The organism is Pseudomonas sp. S2_H01 (assembly GCF_054668305.1).
In genome coordinates, this window is the sequence record NZ_CP162756.1 from 2,821,035 (window position 1) to 2,838,261 (window position 17,227).

General features: G+C 60.2%; 16 protein-coding genes. 11 read left to right on the forward strand and 5 right to left on the reverse strand.

All coding sequences use genetic code 11. The features are described 5' to 3' along the window. The first annotated feature begins 157 nt into the window (after positions 1 to 157). On the forward strand, positions 158 to 778 hold the full coding sequence (locus AB4N84_RS12545) for a LysE family translocator (protein ID WP_460046567.1): 621 nt from the start codon (positions 158 to 160) through the stop codon (positions 776 to 778). Positions 779 to 855: 77 nt separating this feature from the next. Here the strand turns inward: AB4N84_RS12545 and metK are convergent, their stop codons facing one another. Next, positions 856 to 2,046, reverse strand: coding sequence for a methionine adenosyltransferase (gene metK / locus AB4N84_RS12550; protein WP_062385395.1), 1,191 nt, complete (start codon positions 2,044 to 2,046; stop codon positions 856 to 858). A gap of 20 nt (positions 2,047 to 2,066) precedes the next feature. After that, on the reverse strand, positions 2,067 to 3,062 hold the full coding sequence (locus AB4N84_RS12555; protein ID WP_074752329.1) for an ArsR/SmtB family transcription factor: 996 nt from the start codon (positions 3,060 to 3,062) through the stop codon (positions 2,067 to 2,069). Positions 3,063 to 3,321: 259 nt separating this feature from the next. Between AB4N84_RS12555 and tkt the strand changes: the two genes are divergently transcribed. The 9 genes from tkt (at position 3,322) to AB4N84_RS12600 (ending at position 13,234) form a co-directional block, all read left to right on the forward strand. Next, positions 3,322 to 5,319 carry a transketolase gene (gene tkt, locus AB4N84_RS12560; protein ID WP_460046568.1) on the forward strand — a complete coding sequence of 666 codons (1,998 nt, stop codon included), beginning with the start codon at positions 3,322 to 3,324 and terminating at the stop codon, positions 5,317 to 5,319. A 138-nt stretch (positions 5,320 to 5,457) separates the two neighbouring features. Beyond that, on the forward strand, positions 5,458 to 6,507 hold the full coding sequence (gene epd / locus AB4N84_RS12565) for an erythrose-4-phosphate dehydrogenase (protein WP_460046569.1): 1,050 nt from the start codon (positions 5,458 to 5,460) through the stop codon (positions 6,505 to 6,507). 17 nt (positions 6,508 to 6,524) lie between these two features. Continuing rightward, complete coding sequence (locus AB4N84_RS12570; RefSeq protein WP_460046570.1) at positions 6,525 to 7,688, forward strand: phosphoglycerate kinase; 1,164 nt, start codon at positions 6,525 to 6,527, stop codon at positions 7,686 to 7,688. Between the two features lie 27 nt (positions 7,689 to 7,715). Then, on the forward strand, positions 7,716 to 7,943 hold the full coding sequence (locus AB4N84_RS12575; RefSeq protein ID WP_074752325.1) for a putative periplasmic lipoprotein: 228 nt from the start codon (positions 7,716 to 7,718) through the stop codon (positions 7,941 to 7,943). A gap of 100 nt (positions 7,944 to 8,043) precedes the next feature. Then, positions 8,044 to 8,367, forward strand: coding sequence for an MliC family protein (locus tag AB4N84_RS12580; RefSeq protein ID WP_074752324.1), 324 nt, complete (start codon positions 8,044 to 8,046; stop codon positions 8,365 to 8,367). Positions 8,368 to 8,491: 124 nt separating this feature from the next. Further along, on the forward strand, positions 8,492 to 9,556 hold the full coding sequence (gene fba / locus AB4N84_RS12585) for a class II fructose-bisphosphate aldolase (RefSeq protein ID WP_074752323.1): 1,065 nt from the start codon (positions 8,492 to 8,494) through the stop codon (positions 9,554 to 9,556). A gap of 343 nt (positions 9,557 to 9,899) precedes the next feature. Then, a complete protein-coding gene (locus AB4N84_RS12590; RefSeq protein ID WP_074752322.1) occupies positions 9,900 to 10,919 on the forward strand; it encodes a PdxA family dehydrogenase in 1,020 nt (339 codons plus the stop codon). A 76-nt stretch (positions 10,920 to 10,995) separates the two neighbouring features. After that, positions 10,996 to 11,874, forward strand: a complete 879-nt coding sequence (locus AB4N84_RS12595; protein ID WP_346833047.1) for an alpha/beta fold hydrolase — start codon at positions 10,996 to 10,998, stop codon at positions 11,872 to 11,874. Positions 11,875 to 11,965: 91 nt separating this feature from the next. After that, positions 11,966 to 13,234, forward strand: coding sequence for an MFS transporter (locus tag AB4N84_RS12600; protein ID WP_460046572.1), 1,269 nt, complete (start codon positions 11,966 to 11,968; stop codon positions 13,232 to 13,234). Positions 13,235 to 13,238: 4 nt separating this feature from the next. On the opposite strand, the gene AB4N84_RS12605 is transcribed toward AB4N84_RS12600, so the two are convergent. The 3 genes from AB4N84_RS12605 to AB4N84_RS12615 all read right to left on the reverse strand — a co-directional run bounded on the left by AB4N84_RS12605 (position 13,239) and on the right by AB4N84_RS12615 (position 15,907). Then, the gene (locus tag AB4N84_RS12605; RefSeq protein ID WP_460046574.1) at positions 13,239 to 13,718 is read right to left on the reverse strand and encodes a thioesterase family protein; all 480 of its coding nucleotides are present in this window, start codon (positions 13,716 to 13,718) and stop codon (positions 13,239 to 13,241) included. 148 nt (positions 13,719 to 13,866) lie between these two features. Next, a complete protein-coding gene (locus tag AB4N84_RS12610) occupies positions 13,867 to 14,832 on the reverse strand; it encodes an L-carnitine dehydrogenase (RefSeq protein ID WP_074752318.1) in 966 nt (321 codons plus the stop codon). A gap of 187 nt (positions 14,833 to 15,019) precedes the next feature. Beyond that, positions 15,020 to 15,907 (reverse strand): beta-keto acid cleavage family enzyme, encoded by an 888-nt coding sequence (locus AB4N84_RS12615; RefSeq protein ID WP_074752317.1) that lies wholly within the window; start codon positions 15,905 to 15,907, stop codon positions 15,020 to 15,022. Between the two features lie 317 nt (positions 15,908 to 16,224). On the opposite strand from AB4N84_RS12615, the gene AB4N84_RS12620 reads away from it, so the two are divergent. Beyond that, positions 16,225 to 17,199: a GlxA family transcriptional regulator gene (locus AB4N84_RS12620; RefSeq protein ID WP_460046576.1), complete on the forward strand. Its 975-nt coding sequence runs from the start codon at positions 16,225 to 16,227 to the stop codon at positions 17,197 to 17,199. Positions 17,200 to 17,227 lie beyond the last annotated feature (28 nt).

The window sequence follows — 17,227 nt, forward strand, 5'->3', positions numbered from 1 at the left end:
GGATGCGGGGCGATTTTGTTCCTTTGCGCTTGGTTACCGCGTTTTTCACGGCCGGTACAGTCGAGCCCGCTTTCGCTGCATAGCTGTCCCTTGAGCCGTTTCAGGACGAGTGCAAAATGATGTTTCAATCCTGCGCCTACAAAGGACGCCTACCAAAATGGACCTGTCGACCCTCGCCGTCTTTATTCCTGCCTGCTTCGCCCTGAACATGGCACCGGGCCCAAACAACCTGCTGTCGATCAGTAACGCGTCGCGCTATGGCTTCGCGCGTGCCTGCAGCGGCGGGCTTGGGCGCTTGCTGGCGTTCGCCATCATGATTGCCTTGGCGGCTGCAGGATTGACCGCTGTGCTACACACCTCCGAGTGGCTGTTTCATGCGATCAAGATGGTCGGCGCGGCGTACCTGTTTTATCTGGCCCTGCAACTGTGGCGCGCTCGGGCGGATTCTCACGTGGATGAGACCGTTTCTCAGGTCGGGCTGGGGCGATTAGCCCGGCAGGAATTTTTGGTCGCGATCGGTAATCCCAAGGCGATTCTGTTATTCACCGCCTTTCTGCCGCAATTCGTAGACCGTTCCGGCGCAATGACCACCCAGTTCGCGCAACTGGGCGCGATGTTCCTCGGGCTCGAATGCATTGCCATCGCGCTTTATTGCTACATGGGTATCCACGCACGCCGGTTGTTCGCCAAGCCAAGCGGCAAGCGTCTGTTCAATCGCATTTGCGCTGGACTGCTGGCAAGTGCTGCGTCGTTTTTACTGGTGGCGCGCAGGGCCTGAATGCAAAAAGCCCCTGACGATTCTCATCGACAGGGGCTTTTTATGACGCTGTCGGCTGCATCAAGCAGCCGGGCGTTTTACAGGCCGGCAGCAGCGCGAAGAGCGGCGGCGCGGTCGGTTTTTTCCCAGGTGAACGTGGAGAAGGTGTCGTCGCCCACGGTCTTGGTTTCCGGCGTGCGGCCGAAGTGGCCGTAAGCGGCGGTTTCCTGGTACATCGGGTGCAGCAGGTCGAGCATGGTGGTGATCGCGTATGGACGCAGATCGAAGTGCTCGCGGACCAGTTTGACGATCTTGTCGTCGCTGATCTTGCCGGTGCCGAAGGTGTTCAGCGAGATCGACGTCGGTTGCGCGACGCCGATGGCGTAGGACACCTGAATCTCGCAACGCTCGGCCAGGCCGGCAGCGACGATGTTCTTGGCAACGTAACGGCCAGCGTAAGCAGCCGAACGGTCAACCTTCGATGGATCCTTGCCGGAGAACGCGCCGCCGCCGTGACGGGCCATGCCGCCGTAGCTGTCGACGATGATCTTGCGACCGGTCAGACCGCAGTCACCTACCGGGCCACCGATGATGAACTGGCCAGTCGGGTTGATGTGGAACTGGGTGTCTTTGTGCAGCAGCTCGGCAGGCAGCACGTGCTTGACGATCAGCTCCATGACGCCTTCGCGCAGGTCGGCGTACGAGACTTCAGGGTTGTGCTGAGTCGACAGAACGATCGCGTCGATACCGACCACGATGCCGTTTTCGTAGCGGCAGGTGACCTGGGATTTGGCGTCTGGACGCAGCCAAGGCAGCAGACCCGATTTACGGGCTTCAGCCTGACGCTTGACCAACTGGTGCGAGAACGCGATCGGCGCTGGCATCAGTTCGGCGGTTTCGTTGCTGGCGTAGCCGAACATCAGGCCCTGATCGCCGGCGCCCTGATCTTCAGGCTTGGCACGGTCGACACCCTGGTTGATGTCCGGGGACTGCTTGCCGATGATGTTCATCACGCCGCAGGTCGCGCCGTCGAAGCCGACGTCGGAGCTGGTGTAGCCGATGTCGCTGATCACGTCACGAACGATCTGCTCCAGGTCAACCCACGCGCTGGTGGTGACTTCGCCAGCAACGATGGCAACGCCGGTCTTGACCAGGGTTTCAACCGCTACGCGAGCGTGTTTGTCCTGGGCAATGATGGCGTCCAGCACCGCATCAGAGATCTGGTCGGCGATTTTGTCCGGATGCCCTTCGGACACGGACTCGGAGGTGAAAAGGGAGTATTCGCTCATCTCGACGGTTTTCCTGAGTATTACCGATGGTGAGTGTTGCCAGCCGGTCGCTGAAAATGGCGGACCTGAATCTGGAAACCATTACGTAAGCCTATGTACAGGCTTTCCCCGGGGACCAGCCCCGCAGCGATGGCCCAACGGGCCAGATCTTCCTGTTCGAAACCTAACCAGAGATCGCCACAGGCCTCCTTGGCCCAGCTCTGGTCGTGGCTGCACAACTCTGTCACCAAGAGGCTACCGCCCGGTTGCAACAGGTTGGCCAATTGTTTCAATGCTTCGGCCGGTGCAGCGAAATGATGAAGCACCATATTCAAGACGACGCAGTCGCCGGAAACATTAGCGTTGGCCAATGCATCGGCCAGTTTCAGCTCAACATTACTCAGCGCCTTCTGCTCGCAGATTGCACGTGCGAGTTCGAGCATGGCCGGGCTGTTATCCAGACCTGTGACATGCCGGAAGCGCTGCGCCAGGTCAGGCAGAAACCCGCCATCGCCGGGGCCGACTTCAACCGCGGTCGCGTCGGCACCGAAGCCTAGCTTGTCGAGCAACGACAGCAGGCTGTCGCGGTACTGAGGCAGTCCTGCGATCAGGTCCTGCTGGGCACGAAATTTTTCTGCGGTGCGGGCGAAGAAGTCCTGGCTGGCGTTGGCGCGTTGACGATGCACCAGGCCGATCCGGCTTCGTACGTCGTCGGGCAGTGTCAGGCCATCGACTTCTTCGAGCAGCGCCGCGTGCAGCTTGCCGCCGATCTGTTCAGTGTGGGGCAGGGCGCGGCGATAAAAAATCGCATTGCCTTCGCGGCGCGTCGCGACCAGATCCGCCTGGGCCAGCACCTTCAAATGGTGGCTCATGCCGGACTGACCGATGGCGAAAATCTGCGCCAGTTCCAGCACCCCGAATGAATCGTTCGACAGCGCACGCAGCACATTCAGACGCAGCGGGTCGCCACCGGCCTTGCACAAGGCAGCCAGTTCGTCGCTTTGGTCATGGCTAATGGCAGGCACGCGAAGGTTCATAGGGCAGGCAGTCTAGTTATCGACCGGACAGGCTGCAAGACCAATATCAAAAAGTTTTGATATTGGTCGATGGGTGGCGACGGCCAGGCGCCGTGATGCTGCCTTTTGCGGGCACATCGCTTACAAGGCAGAGCAAAAAACGTCCACAACTCAGGAAAATCGTGCTTCGGACTGTATCTGTCATTGCTCCGAAGCAGTGCCTGAGGGAAAATGGCCGCCTTTTTCAGGTCCCACTTCTTTCTGCCCCAGGAGATCAGCGATGCCCAGCCGTCGTGAGCGTGCCAATGCCATTCGTGCCCTCAGCATGGATGCCGTGCAAAAGGCCAACAGCGGCCACCCAGGAGCCCCGATGGGCATGGCGGATATCGCTGAAGTCCTGTGGCGCGATTATCTGAAGCACAACCCGAGCAACCCTAACTTCGCTGACCGTGACCGTTTCATCCTGTCCAACGGCCACGGCTCGATGCTGATTTACTCGCTGCTGCACCTGACCGGTTACGACCTGTCGATTGACGACCTGAAGAACTTCCGTCAATTGCACAGCCGCACACCGGGTCACCCGGAATACGGCTACACACCAGGCGTTGAAACCACCACCGGCCCGCTGGGTCAGGGTTTCGCCAACGCCGTCGGTTTCGCTGTTGCCGAGAAAACCCTGGGCGCGCAATTCAACCGCCCGGGCCACAACATCGTCGACCACCACACCTATGTGTTCATGGGTGATGGCTGCATGATGGAAGGCATTTCCCACGAAGTCGCTTCGTTGGCAGGCACCCTGCGCCTGAACAAGCTGGTCGCGTTCTACGACGACAACGGCATCTCCATCGACGGCGAAGTCGAGGGCTGGTTCACCGATGACACGCCAAAGCGCTTTGAGTCGTACGGCTGGCTGGTGATCCGCAACGTCGACGGCCATGACGCCGACGAGATCAAGACCGCCATCGACACCGCTCGCAAGAGCGACAAGCCGACCCTGATCTGCTGCAAGACCACCATCGGCTTCGGCTCGCCGAACAAGCAAGGCAAGGAAGAGTGCCACGGCGCTCCACTGGGCAACGACGAAATCGCTCTGACCCGTGCCGCGCTGAAATGGACCCACGGTCCGTTCGAAATCCCGGCTGATATCTACACAGAGTGGGACGCCAAGGAAAAAGGCCTGGCCACCGAAGCCGAGTGGGATCAGCGTTTCGCTGCTTACTCCGCTGCATTCCCTGAGCTGGCCAACGAGCTGATCCGTCGCATGAGCGGCGAGCTGCCTGCCGACTTCGCTGAAAAGTCCGCTGCGTACGTGGCGGAAGTGAACGCCAAGGGCGAAACCATCGCCAGCCGTAAAGCCAGCCAGAATGCCCTGAGCAACTTCGGTCCGCTGCTGCCTGAGTTCCTCGGCGGCTCGGCTGACCTGGCCGGTTCCAACCTGACCATCTGGAAAGGTTGCAAGAGCATCACCGGAGAAGACGCTGACGGTAACTACCTGCACTACGGTGTGCGTGAGTTCGGCATGGGCGCGATCATGAACGGTATCGCCCTGCACGGCGGTTTCGTGCCTTACGGCGCGACCTTCCTGATCTTCATGGAATACGCCCGCAACGCTGTGCGCATGTCCTCGCTGATGAAGAAGCGTGTCATCTATGTGTTCACCCACGACTCCATCGGTCTGGGCGAAGACGGCCCGACTCACCAGCCGATCGAGCAACTGACCAGCCTTCGCACTACGCCGAACCTTGACTGCTGGCGTCCAGCTGACGCCGTTGAATCGGCCGTGGCCTGGAAGCACGCCATCGAGCGTGACGACGGTCCTTCGGCGCTGATCTTCTCCCGTCAGAACCTGCAGCATCAGGCTCGCGATGCGCAGCAGCTGGCTGACATCAACCGTGGTGGCTACGTGCTGCGTGACTGCGACGGCGAACCTGAGCTGATCCTGATCGCTACCGGTTCCGAAGTCGGCCTGGCGGTTCAGGCGTTCGACAAGCTGACCGCCGAAGGCAGGAAGGTGCGTGTGGTTTCCATGCCGTGCACCAGCGTCTTCGAAACCCAGAGTGCGGAGTACAAGCAGTCGGTTCTGCCGCTGGAAGTCAGCGCCCGTATCGCCATCGAGGCTGCCCACGCGGACTACTGGTACAAGTACGTGGGCCTGGAAGGCCGCGTGATTGGCATGACCACCTTTGGTGAGTCGGCGCCAGCGAACCTGTTGTTTGAAGAGTTCGGCTTCACGCTGGAGAACATCCTCTCCACCGCAGAAGAGCTGCTGGAAGACTAAGTCGCCTGCGCTCTCTCTGTAGGAGCGCGCTTGCCCGCGATTGCGATCTGCCTGTCACCGGATACTTCGCTGACACATTGCAATCGCGGGCAAGCGCGCTCCTACAGGTTCTTTGTGTCATTCAAAACCGAGAACCCCATGCCTCAGTCACGCCCTTATAAAGTCGCCCTCAATGGTTACGGTCGTATCGGCCGCTGCGTGCTGCGCGCGCTGTGCGAGCGAGGTGCGAAGGCGGGCTTTGAAGTGGTGGCAATCAACGACCTGGCCGACATGGCCAGTCTCGAATACCTGACGCGCTTTGACTCCACACACGGCCGGTTTCCCGGCGAAGTGCGGGTCGAAGGCGATTTTCTGCACATCAACGATCACGTCATCAAAGTGTTTCGCAGCGCGACGCCGGAAGGCATCGACTGGCACGAACTCGACGTCGATCTGGTGCTCGAGTGCTCGGGTGTCTACAACACCCGTGCTGACGGCGAACGTTTTCTGTCTGCTCGTGCGCCGCGCGTGCTGTTTTCACAGCCGATGGCCAGCGAGGCGGATGTCGACGCCACCATCGTCTACGGCATCAACCAGCAAAACCTGACGGGCCAAGAGCTGCTGGTTTCTGCCGCGTCCTGCACCACCAACTGCAGCGTGCCGTTGCTGGATCTGCTGAACCGCGAGCTGGGCCTGGAATACGTCACCATCACCACGATTCACTCGGCGATGAACGACCAACCGGTGATTGACGCCTATCATCATGAAGACCTGCGTCGCACGCGTTCGGCGTTCCAGTCGATCATTCCGGTGTCCACTGGTCTGGCGCGTGGTATCGAGCGCCTGCTTCCGGAACTTGCCGGCCGAATTCAGGCCAAAGCAGTTCGGGTGCCGACGGTGAATGTGTCTTGCCTGGACATCACGGTGCAGGTCGCACGTGATACCGATGCGCTGGAAATCAACCGCATCCTGCGCGAGGCCGCGACGAGCGGCCCGCTCAAAGGCTTGCTGGCTTACACCGAATTGCCGCACGCCAGCTGTGATTTCAACCATGACCCTCATTCGGCCATTATCGACGCCAGCCAGACACGGGTTTCCGGCCCGCGGCTGGTCAACGTGCTGGCATGGTTCGACAATGAATGGGGTTTTGCCAATCGAATGCTGGATGTTGCTGATCATTATTTGCACAGCATCCATAAACAACAGTAAAAAACAGGGAACGCCTCATGACCGTGTTGAAGATGACCGACCTCGATCTGCAAGGTAAGCGTGTACTGATTCGCGAAGACCTCAACGTCCCGGTCAAGGACGGTGTCGTCACCAGCGACGCACGTATTCTTGCTTCGCTGCCGACCATCAAGCTGGCGTTGGAAAAGGGCGCCGCCGTCATGGTGTGCTCGCACCTGGGTCGTCCGACCGAGGGTGAGTTTTCTGCCGAGAACAGCCTCAAGCCGGTCGCCGACTACCTGAGCAAGGCATTGGGGCGTGAAGTGCCGCTGGTGGCCGAGTATCTGGATGGCGTGGACGTGAAAGCGGGCGACATCGTGTTGTTCGAAAACGTGCGCTTTAACAAGGGCGAGAAGAAAAACGCCGACGACCTGGCGCAGAAGTACGCCGCCCTGTGCGACGTGTTCGTGATGGACGCCTTCGGCACTGCTCACCGCGCCGAGGGCTCGACCCATGGCGTGGCCAAGTTCGCCAAAGTCGCGGCAGCCGGTCCGTTGCTGGCGACCGAGCTGGACGCACTGGGCAAGGCGCTGGGCAAACCCGCCAAGCCAATGGCCGCGATCGTTGCCGGTTCCAAGGTTTCCACCAAGCTGGACGTGCTGAACAGCCTGAGCCAGATCTGCGATCAACTGATCGTCGGCGGCGGTATTGCCAATACCTTCTTGGCTGCAGCCGGCCATCCGGTTGGCAAGTCGCTGTATGAGCCGGACCTGCTGGACACTGCCCGCGCCATTGCCGCGAAGGTCAGCGTTCCATTGCCAGTCGACGTCGTAGTCGCCAAGAAATTCGCCGAAGATGCAGAAGCCACAGTCAAGCTGATTGCTGACGTTGCCGATGACGACATGATTCTGGACATTGGCCCGAAAACTGCCGCGCATTTCGCCGACTTGTTGAAATCTTCCAAGACTATTCTGTGGAACGGTCCGGTCGGCGTGTTTGAATTTGACCAGTTCGGCAACGGCACCAAGGTGCTGGCGCAGGCGATTGCTGAAAGCCCTGCGTTTTCCATCGCAGGCGGCGGTGACACCCTGGCTGCAATCGACAAATACGGTGTGGGCGAGAAGATCTCCTACATTTCCACCGGTGGCGGCGCGTTCCTCGAGTTCGTCGAGGGCAAGGTATTGCCTGCCGTGGAAGTTCTGGAACAACGCGCCAAGGCCTGATGTCAGGTCAGGGTGAAGGGGAGTGAGATGCTCAAGCCATTACCGCTGTTGATCATGGCGGGCTTACTGGTCGGTTGTGCGAGCAAGCCTGAAGCGCAAGCGGCGTCTGGCACCGCGCCCGACCTGCTTCAGGTCAGCTGCTATCAGGCTGGCTGGCAGGCTGAAACCGTACCGATCGTTTACAAGCGCGGCGGTCCTGAGGTCTGGGAAAAATACGAGTTCATGCCCGCTGTCGGACCGGTTGCCTGTCGCTGAATCTGAACTGACGGCGTACCGGAACATCTGAAACAGAACTGCCCCTGGGTATCGAAGTGACTGACACGCGTCACGCTTCGCAGGGGATCCAGGAGTGGTAATGAAAGGCTTGATTGCCCTTGCGACACTGATGCTGCTGGGCGGTTGCGCCAGCATGAAGGCTTCTGAACCGGTTGCCGGCTGGACCCACTGGGTCTGTGACAGCAAAGCGGAGATTTACTGGCGGTATGCCGATCCAGCGAACAAAGAGGTGGACGTGCGCTTGAATCAGAGCGAGCAGGTCTTCCGTCTGCAAGCAGCGCCCGGTGCATCCGGCGCGCTGTACAGCAACGGTGTACTGGCGTTCGACAACAAGGGCAGCGAAGGCCTGGTTTACTGGGACGCTACCAACGATTTGATCGGTCGCGGCTGCAAGGCGCCTTAACGGGCCAGGCGGCTCGGCCGATGCAACACCGGGCGGTGATCATGGATTACGCCCCTATAATTTGAATAGCCGCCGACACGGCAGGCACGCACGATTAACGACCCTACCGGGAGAGAGACAGACAATGGCACTTATCAGCATGCGCCAGATGTTGGACCACGCCGCCGAATTCGGCTACGGCGTTCCTGCATTCAACGTGAACAACCTGGAACAGATGCGCGCCATTATGGAAGCGGCCGACAAGACCGATTCCCCGGTGATCGTTCAGGCTTCGGCCGGTGCGCGTAAATACGCCGGTGCGCCGTTCCTGCGCCACCTGATCCTGGCGGCCATCGAAGAATTCCCGCACATCCCGGTGGTCATGCACCAGGACCACGGCACCAGCCCTGCCATTTGCCAGCGTTCGATTCAACTGGGCTTCAGCTCGGTGATGATGGACGGCTCGCTGCGCGAAGACGGCAAGAGCCCGGCGGATTACGAGTACAACGTGCGCGTGACTCAGGAAACCGTTGCCATGGCACACGCCTGTGGCGTTTCGGTAGAAGGTGAGCTGGGTGTTCTGGGTTCGCTGGAAACCGGCATGGCCGGTGAAGAAGACGGCGTTGGCGCTGAAGGCGTTCTGGACCACAGCCAGATGCTGACCGATCCGGAAGAAGCCGCTGACTTCGTTAAGAAGACTCAGGTAGATGCCCTGGCCATCGCCATCGGCACCAGCCACGGCGCTTACAAGTTCACCAAGCCGCCGACCGGCGACATCCTGGCGATCGAGCGCATCAAAGAAATCCACAAGCGCATCCCTAACACTCACCTGGTGATGCACGGTTCTTCGTCCGTTCCACAGGAATGGCTGAAAATCATCAACGAGTTCGGCGGCGACATCAAAGAAACCTACGGTGTACCGGTCGAAGAAATCGTTGAAGGCATCAAGCACGGCGTGCGCAAGGTCAACATCGACACCGACCTGCGTCTGGCGTCCACCGGTGCCATCCGTAGGTTCATGGCCCAGAACCCGAGCGAGTTCGACCCGCGTAAATACCTGGCGCAAACCGTCACCGCCATGCGCGACGTCTGCATCGCCCGTTACGAAGCCTTCGGCACCGCCGGCAACGCCTCCAAGATCAAACCGATCTCCCTGGAGAAGATGTTCGAGCGTTACGCCAAAGGCGAGTTGAACGCCAAGGTCAACTGATCGTGAATTGATCGGTCAGCCGAAAACAGAAAGCCCGCAGCGATGCGGGCTTTTTTTGTGCCCGGGATTCTGTGGGAGCTCGATTTCGGGGGAGGCCAGGCTCCAGCTGTGGGAGCGAATTCATTCGCGATGAGCCGGTACAGCCGACAGAGAGGTGTCGCCTTTAGGTAAGCATCGCGAATGAATTCGCTCCCACAGAGGGGAGCCTATAGACCTGTTGTGAAACATCTTGAAACCACATTCCGTGAATTGGCCACCCACGGTTTGCACGTTGTTGTGAATCGAGGCAGGAATAGGATGGGGGTCACCACAAGAACAACACCCCTGACCGGAGAAACACCTGATGAAGCCTCTGATTGGACTAATGCTCGGTGATGTCACAGGCATCGGCCCTGAGCTGGTGGTCAAACTGCTCTCGACACCCCAGGCACGTGAACGGGCTGACGTCGTGATCATCGGTGACGAGCGCGTGCTGAAGCTTGGCATGCGCGATGCTGGCCTGACCCTTCCGTACGTCAAAATCTCCACGTTGAGCGAAGCCGACCACGCCGGCGAAGCCGTTCCCTTGCTGGACCTGCACAACGTCGACCCCTCGTTGTTCGAGCGGGGGCAGGTCAGCGCCGAGTCCGGCCGCCTGACCGGCGAAACCTTGAAAATCATGACCGACCTGGCACTCGCCGGAGAGCTGGACGGCATCTGCTTCGCGCCGCTGAACAAGGCCGGTCTGCATCGCGGCGGCTGGAATTACCACGACGAGCACCAGATGTTCGCAGCCTGGACCGATCATGTCGGCTACTTCGGTGAAGTCAATATCATCCCGCAGTTCTCGACCTTTCGCGTGACCTCGCACGTTGCCTTACGCAAAGCCGTTGATATGGTCCAGCCGGACCGCATCGAAGGCGCGCTGCAGCTGGCCCACGACACCTTGCGCGCGCTGGGCAACCCGGCGCCGCGCATCGGCGTGGCGGCGCTCAATCCGCACAATGGCGAAAACGGCCTGTTCGGCGACGAAGAGATCACGATCATCCGCCCGACGCTGGAAAAACTGCGCGCCAAGGGATTGGCCAGCGAAGGCCCGTTTCCGTCGGACACGGTATTCATCAAGGCGCGAAACGGCGACTTCGATGCCGTGGTGATCATGTACCACGATCAGGGGCAGATCGCGACCAAGCTACTGGGTTTCTCCCAGGGCGTGACGCTGACCGGCGGCCTCAAAACCGTTTACGCGACCCCGGCCCACGGCGTGGCCTACGACATCGTCGGCACCGGCAAGGCGGACGTGGGCGCGATGGCCGCTGCCTTCAGGGTCGCGACAGACAACGCTGCGGCACGCAAACACAAACGTGAAGTGGCGACTGCCTAGACCGAGACAGGGAATGCTTCCCGCAGGAAAGGACGTTCGTACCCAAGCATAAAATCGATAAGAAGAGGCTGGCGACATGTTCGAGAATTTCACCAAAACCACCGTCAAAACCAGCGGCGCCGAGATCGTAACCGTCGTCGGTGGCGAGGGTCCTCCGCTGTTGCTGATGCACGGCAACCCGTTTAACCACCTGTCATGGCACAAAATCGCACCACGCCTGGCAAAGGATTTTACCGTGGTGTGCACCGACCTGCGTGGCTACGGCGACAGCTCCAAGCCCGAGGGCGGCGGTGATCACTCTGATTATTCGTTCCGCGCTATGGCGCAGGATCAGGTCGAAGTGATGCAGTCGCTTGGCTTCGAGCGGTTCAATGCGGCCGGGCACGATCGTGGCGCCCGTGTGCTGCACCGCATGTGCCTGGATCATCCAGAAAAAGTACTCAAGGCCGGCTTCGTCGACATGCTGCCGCAGCATCACCTGCTCAATAACGTCACGCGTCAGTGGGCGAAATTTTCCTGGCACTGGTTCTTCATGACCCAGGATGCGCCGACGCCTGAGCGGATGATGGACGCCGATCCTGAGTTCTTCATTCTGCGCAAACTGTCGAAAACCGCCCAGGGAACCGCCTTTTTCGGGCCCGAGGCGCTGGCCGATTACATTCGCTGCATCAAGAATCCGGCGACCACCCACGCCATGTGCGAAGACTACCGGGCCACGTTCGGCATCGATCTGGACATGGACACCGCTGACTTCGACGCAGGTCGTCGTGTCGACACCCCGGCGTTGATTCTCTGGGGCGAAAAAGGCGGGGTGGGCCGTAACCACAACGCCGCAGAAGTCTGGAGCCGTTACGCGACCAACATCGTGCAGACGGCCACAGTGCCCTCAGGTCATTACCTGCAGGAAGAATGCCCTGACGAAACCTATGAAGTGCTTCAGGGCTTCTTCAAGTAAGTCGCGGTACAGGTTCCCTGTACGAATTAGCGACGCGAGCGGTCCGAACGGGCTGCTCGTTCCACGATAAAGATAACAACAGGTGGATAAAATGTTACCGACTCTTGCGCAGAAGCGCAGGGCAACACTGACGTTCGTGTTGCTCTGCGTCATGGCTTTCATCATGTATGTCGACCGCACGAACCTTGCGGTCGCCGCTCCCACCATCAGCAAGGAGCTGGGCTTCAGCAATACCAACCTGGGCATGATGTTCTCGGCCTTTGCGGTCGCCTACAGCTGTTTCATGATTCCTGGCGGCTGGCTGAGTGACCGGATCGGCTCGCGCAAGGCGATGCTGCTGTACGGGGTGATCTGGTCGGTGGCGACCATCGCCACGGGTCTGGTCAGTGGCTTGGTCATCCTGGTGATTGCCCGTTTCGTCGTCGGTATTGGTGAAGCGCCGATCTATCCCACGGCGGCGCGGATGATCGCGAGGGCCATCCCCATCGCGCAACGCGGTACGGCTCAGGGCGTCATGCATGCTTCCGGGCGGCTGGCCAACGCGCTGGCGCCGCTGATCGTCACGTTCCTGATTCTGCAGTTCTCCTGGCGTGCGGCGTTCATCATCCTTGGTGTGCTGACGCTGGTGTACATGTTTGCCATGTATTTCATTCTCGGGGAGTCGAAGAAACAGGTCGAAGCGGTGGTCATCGAGCCCGTCAAAGCGCCAACCCCCGTGCATTGGCCCACCATGCTGCGCAAAGTCTGGCCCGCAGCGGCGACGTGCTTTTGTCATGGCTGGGTGCTGTGGTTTTTCCTGAACTGGATTCCGTCGTTTTTCACACAGCGCTACGGGATGGATCTTTCGAAGACCGCGCTGTTTTCAACGTTCGTTTTGCTTGGCGGGACTGTAGGCACAGCGGTAGGCGGGATGCTGTCGGACTGGCGCTTCAAGGTCACCGGCAACAAGCTGCGCTCGCGACGCGACCTGATCATCTTTGGCTTTCTGGCGTCGATCATCGGGTTGATACCGCTGATGTTCACGCAGAACATCTACATCTGCGCGGCCGGCCTGAGCTTCTCGTTCTTCTGTTCGGAACTGGCGGATTCCCCACTGTGGGTCATCGGGACAGAGGTGTCACATGAGCATTCGGCGACCTCCAGCGCGTGCACGTTCTTTGGCATGGCGGTGGCGGGGGCCGTCTCGCCCGTGGTGATCGGCTGGTTGCTGGACGTAACGGGTACGAACTGGATGGCAGCGTTCAGCGCCTCCATCGTCGTCGTTCTGCTGGGCCCGGTGTTGGCGATGTTCATCAAACTGGACGACGAACCCACCGCCAGCGTCGCTTCACCGACGAGCGCGAAGCGCGCTGTGGCGTGAGGTTTCAGGCCTTGACGGGCAGGCCGATGGAACGGCCCACGTACGCAGGAGCCGGCTGGTCGTGTTGCGCTTCGGTCAGAACGCGCAGCGCTTCCAGTGACTGCTCGCTGAACGGCGCGGATTTGGGACCTGCGGCGAGATCCACGTGAAGCAGCATTTGGTCACTGGCCGCCAGTTCCTCCTCGTCACCGACCTTGTAAAGGCTGTGGTAGAGCTGAACGCGCTTGCGGTCATGGGCGACGATCTGGGTGCGCACTTCAACGTCTTCGCCGAGTTTCACTTCGTGCAGGTAGTTGATATGGGCCTCCAGGGTGAACAGCGAATTTCCAGTGGCATCGCGGTCATCGCTGGCCAGGCCAATGCGGTCCATGAACGCATCGGTGGCATAGCTGAAGATCAGCAGATAGAACGCATCGCGAAGATGGCCGTTGTAATCGACCCAATCGGCGAGGATTGGGGTTTTGTAGGTGGTTAGTGCGGGCATGGACGTGTCCTGTTTCTAAAGCATGATCGTACCCATGCTCTGCGTGGGTACGTATCGGTTGACGCTCTGCGTCATGCGGGACGCGGAGCGTCCATGGCTGCATTCCCACGCGGAGCGTGTGGAACGATCAGAGGCATTTCGCGCGGGATCAGTCGCTGAACGCCATCCCGTGTTTGGCCTTGGTGGTTTTCACGGCTTCCAGCACGGCCAGCAGGCAGTCATCGCGATAGCGCTCGAGCGCCGAGATGCTGTGCGTTCCAAGCTGATCGCTGGTGCCGTCGACGACATCGTCAATCAGCTTGTCGGTCAGTTCCGGCGCTGGCAGGTAGGTCCACGGCAACTGCAGCGCCGGGCCGAATTGCGCCATGAAGTGACGCATGCCAGCGTCGCCGCCGGCCAGCGTGTACGTCAGGAAAGTGCCCATGAACGACCAGCGAAGGCCGGCGCCGAAACGGATGGCATCGTCGATCTCTCCGGTCGTGGCCACGCCGTCGTTGACCAGGTGCAGGGCCTCACGCCACAACGCTTCCAGCAAACGGTCGGCAATAAAACCTGGGACTTCCTTGCGCACGTGCAGGGGGCGCATGCCCAGCGATTCGTAGACCTTGATCGCGGCCTGAACGGCTTCCGGCGCGGTGTTCTTGCCGCCAACGACTTCGACCAATGGCAGCAGGTACACCGGGTTGAAAGGGTGGCCGACCACGCAACGTTCGGGGTGGGTAGCGCTTTCGTAGAACTCCGAAGGCAGCAGGCCCGACGTGCTGGAGCCAATAATCGCGTTCGGCTTTGCTGCGGCGCTGATCTTGCTATGCAGATCAAGCTTCAGGTCCAGGCGCTCCGGGGCACTTTCCTGAATGAAGTCCGCGTCACGCACACATTCTTCGATGGTCGTCACGAAGCGCAGACGGTCCTGCGACGCGCCGGCGGCCAGGCCTTTGTGTTCCAGCGCAGGCCAGGCATTGGCAACGCGTTTGCGCAGCGCGGCTTCGGCGCCCGGCGCCGGGTCCCAGGCCACAACATCCAGGCCATGGGCGAGGGCGCGAGCCACCCAGCCGCTGCCGATGACACCGCTACCGAGTGCGGCGAAGGTTTTGATGTTGGTGATGAAGGTCATGGTGACTACTCGCAAATGGGTTCACAGAGAACGTGTAGGAGCGCGGCTTGTCCCGCGATCGGCCGGGTACCGGTCGTAAATCCAGCGAATGGAATATGTCGACATACCGCATTCGCCGGAATTGCTGCCGCTTCGCGCCAGATCGCGGGACGAGCCACGCTCCTACAAGGTGGGGTTTTAGGTGGGATCAGAAACGCTTTTTCAGGCCCATCTTCACGCGGCCTTCGGCAGGGGTCATGACCCGTGCGCCCATGCGGCTGAGGATTTCGCTGGCGCGTTCGACCAGTGCACCGTTGCTCGCCAGCACGCCCTTATCCAGCCAGATGTTGTCCTCCAGCCCGACCCGTACGTTGCCGCCCAACAGCACCGCTTGTGCTGCCATCGGCATCTGCATGCGACCGATGCCGAAACCGGCCCAGACCACATCGGCTGGCAGGTTGTCGACCATCGCTTTCATGGTGGTGGTGTCGGCGGGTGCGCCCCACGGAATGCCCAGGCACAGCTGGAACAGCGGATTGTCCAGCAGGCCTTCTTTCATCATTTGCTTGGCGAACCACAGATGACCGGTGTCGAAAATTTCCAGCTCGGCCTTCACACCCAGTTCCTGAATGCGCTTGGCGCCCGCCCGCAGTTGGGCCGGAGTGGACACATAAATGGTGTCGCCGTCGCCGAAGTTGAGCGTGCCGCAGTCCAGCGTGCAGATTTCCGGTAACAGCGCTTCAACATGGGCCAGGCGCGTAAGAGGGCCGACCAGATCGGTGTTCGGGCCGAAATCGGTAGGACGTTCGCCTGGGCCGATTTCCAGGTCGCCGCCCATGCCGGCTGTCAGGTTGACGATGATGTCGACGTCCGCTTCACGGATACGGTCCATGGTTTCGCGGTACAGCTCGACGTCGCGGCTGAACTTGCCGGTTTCAGGATCACGCACATGACAATGCACGACGGTCGCGCCTGCTTTGGCGGCCTCAACGGCAGCGGCGGCGATCTGTTTCGGGGTGATCGGGACCAGATGGCTTTTCCCGGTCGTGTCGCCAGCACCGGTGAGTGCGCAGGTGATGATGACGTCGTGGTTCATGAGTGAGGTTCCTTACAGGCCAGGGTCGTTTGTCTGACGCGGGCTTTTGCCACCCGCTTTTGAGGTGCAAAGCTACGCAGGCCAAAGCGCTTCAAAACGCACAGCGGCGACAAGCTCTTGCACGGTAGCGACCTGTGCGGTTGCCGGGTTTCGGGAACGGGTGTATTTGGTTAGCAGTCTGTGAACTCAGTTCCGTGTAGGAGCGCGCTTGCCCGCGATTGCGGTGTGTCAGTCGACCTCTGCGCGAATGACACACCGCAATCGCGGGCAAGCGCGCTCTTACAAGGTCAGCGGTGCTCTCAAGGAATTTCTCGACGATGTCCCAGGATTTCTACTTCTTGCTCATGCCCGGTTTTTCCATGATGGGCTTCGTCTCGGCGCTGGAGCCATTGCGGGTCGCCAATCGATTTGGTGGCGAGCTGTACCGCTGGCACATCCTGAGCATGGACGGCGGGCCGGTGATTGCCAGCAACGGCATGTCGGTCAACGCCGATGCGGCACTTGAACCGTTGAAAAAGGGCGCAACGCTTTGGGTGATGGGCAGTGTCGACCCGTTGAAGTTTTACACCTCGACACTGGAACACTGGCTGCGGCGACTCGATCTGGAAGGCGTGACGCTGGGCGCCATCGACACCGGCAGCTTTGTGTTGGCCGAGGCAGGGTTGCTGGACGGCTATCGCCTGACCCTGCATTGGGAAGCGCTGGACGCGTTCAAGGAAACCTACCCAAAACTGCAGGCCACCCAGGAGCTGTTCGAAATCGACCGCCGTCGTATTACTTCGGCAGGCGGCACGGCGTCCATCGACCTGATGCTCGACCTGATCGGTCAGGCGCACGGCCCGGACCTGGCGATCAAGGTGTCGGAACAATTCGTGCTCGGCCGCATTCGTCAGCGCAAAGATCACCAACGCATGCAGATTGCCACGCGCTACGGCATCAACAACAAGAAGCTGGTGCAGGTGATCGGGGTGATGGAGCAACACACCGAGCCGCCTCTCAGTACGCTTGAACTGGCGGAGGGCATTCAGGTGACGCGTCGTCAGCTGGAGCGCCTGTTTCGTCTGCACTTGAACGACACGCCGAGTAACTTCTACCTCGGCCTGCGGCTTGAGAAAGCCCGGCAGCTGTTGCGCCAAAGTGACATGAGTGTGCTGGAGGTCAGCATTGCGTGCGGCTTTGAATCGCCGTCGTATTTCACGCGAAGCTACAAGGCGCGGTTCGTGGTGTGCCCCAGAGAGGATCGCGGACGGGCCGCGCGTGAGCCAAAACCGGTTTCGGCAGACGCTAAATAGCCTGTGGGAGTGAGTTTACTGATCGTTC

Excerpts from the sequence above, each read along its gene's own strand:
- AB4N84_RS12545 (WP_460046567.1), top strand. The coding sequence starts at position 158 with ATGGACCTGTCGACCCTCGCCGTCTTTATTCCTGCCTGCTTCGCCCTG.
- metK (WP_062385395.1), bottom strand. The coding sequence starts at position 2,046 with ATGAGCGAATACTCCCTTTTCACCTCCGAGTCCGTGTCCGAAGGGCAT.
- AB4N84_RS12555 (WP_074752329.1), bottom strand. The coding sequence starts at position 3,062 with ATGAACCTTCGCGTGCCTGCCATTAGCCATGACCAAAGCGACGAACTG.
- tkt (WP_460046568.1), top strand. The coding sequence starts at position 3,322 with ATGCCCAGCCGTCGTGAGCGTGCCAATGCCATTCGTGCCCTCAGCATG.
- epd (WP_460046569.1), top strand. The coding sequence starts at position 5,458 with ATGCCTCAGTCACGCCCTTATAAAGTCGCCCTCAATGGTTACGGTCGT.
- AB4N84_RS12570 (WP_460046570.1), top strand. The coding sequence starts at position 6,525 with ATGACCGTGTTGAAGATGACCGACCTCGATCTGCAAGGTAAGCGTGTA.
- AB4N84_RS12575 (WP_074752325.1), top strand. The coding sequence starts at position 7,716 with ATGCTCAAGCCATTACCGCTGTTGATCATGGCGGGCTTACTGGTCGGT.
- AB4N84_RS12580 (WP_074752324.1), top strand. The coding sequence starts at position 8,044 with ATGAAAGGCTTGATTGCCCTTGCGACACTGATGCTGCTGGGCGGTTGC.
- fba (WP_074752323.1), top strand. The coding sequence starts at position 8,492 with ATGGCACTTATCAGCATGCGCCAGATGTTGGACCACGCCGCCGAATTC.
- AB4N84_RS12590 (WP_074752322.1), top strand. The coding sequence starts at position 9,900 with ATGAAGCCTCTGATTGGACTAATGCTCGGTGATGTCACAGGCATCGGC.
- AB4N84_RS12595 (WP_346833047.1), top strand. The coding sequence starts at position 10,996 with ATGTTCGAGAATTTCACCAAAACCACCGTCAAAACCAGCGGCGCCGAG.
- AB4N84_RS12600 (WP_460046572.1), top strand. The coding sequence starts at position 11,966 with ATGTTACCGACTCTTGCGCAGAAGCGCAGGGCAACACTGACGTTCGTG.
- AB4N84_RS12605 (WP_460046574.1), bottom strand. The coding sequence starts at position 13,718 with ATGCCCGCACTAACCACCTACAAAACCCCAATCCTCGCCGATTGGGTC.
- AB4N84_RS12610 (WP_074752318.1), bottom strand. The coding sequence starts at position 14,832 with ATGACCTTCATCACCAACATCAAAACCTTCGCCGCACTCGGTAGCGGT.
- AB4N84_RS12615 (WP_074752317.1), bottom strand. The coding sequence starts at position 15,907 with ATGAACCACGACGTCATCATCACCTGCGCACTCACCGGTGCTGGCGAC.
- AB4N84_RS12620 (WP_460046576.1), top strand. The coding sequence starts at position 16,225 with ATGTCCCAGGATTTCTACTTCTTGCTCATGCCCGGTTTTTCCATGATG.